This window comes from Paraburkholderia sp. EG304, assembly GCF_046543485.1.
GTDB classification, from domain to species: domain Bacteria; phylum Pseudomonadota; class Gammaproteobacteria; order Burkholderiales; family Burkholderiaceae; genus Paraburkholderia; species Paraburkholderia youngii.
The window spans coordinates 1-629 of record NZ_JBKGUA010000282.1; the positions used below are offsets into that span (position 1 = coordinate 1).

The window sequence follows — 629 nt, forward strand, 5'->3', positions numbered from 1 at the left end:
CGCGCCAGCAGCCGGAGGCATGGCGCCGGGTCCTGGCCCGCCACAACGAAGCGCTGCTCGGCGCGGCACTGTGCGATGAGCGCCTGTTCCAGCTTCTGATGGAGCATGTGCGCGTGCCGACCTCGCAGGGCGACATGAAAGCCAGCGAGCTGCCCTCGCGCGGCGCGCTGCACGTGATCCTGGACAGCGGCGGCGGCTTCGAGGAGATGTTGTTCCGGGCGATGGGCGTTCCCGTCGCGCATGGTCATCGCTACGCCGTGGTGCCGTTCCTGCGGCGCTGGGCGCAGGCCAAGGGCATGCGCCTGGTCGAGCTGGGCACCGAGCAGGGCAACCGCGCGCTGTTCAAGGCCGGCAGCCTGCCCGAGGCCGACATCGCATGGCTTCAGCAGCACCTGGGCGATGGCGAGCAGCTGCTGCCTGCGCATTTCAGCCCGATCGAGCTGCCGGTGGTGGTGGTGCCCGACCGCGAAGCCGAACTCAAGCGCCGCCTCGAAGACGATGACAACGACAAGCGCGTCTCGATGGCGGCATTGCGGCTGGCGCGCCAGTTCACCGCGCGCATCGCCACGCGCGAGGTGTCGCGCCTGTACATCAACCTGGACAACCCCGCGGTACAGGCATTGCTGGCG

At 69.5% G+C, this 629-nt stretch carries 1 protein-coding gene; it reads left to right on the forward strand.

What is annotated here, in order from left to right; genetic code table 11:
- On the forward strand, positions 1-629 hold a 629-nt coding region (locus tag ACLFKU_RS43870), incomplete at both ends, for a hypothetical protein (protein WP_410853404.1).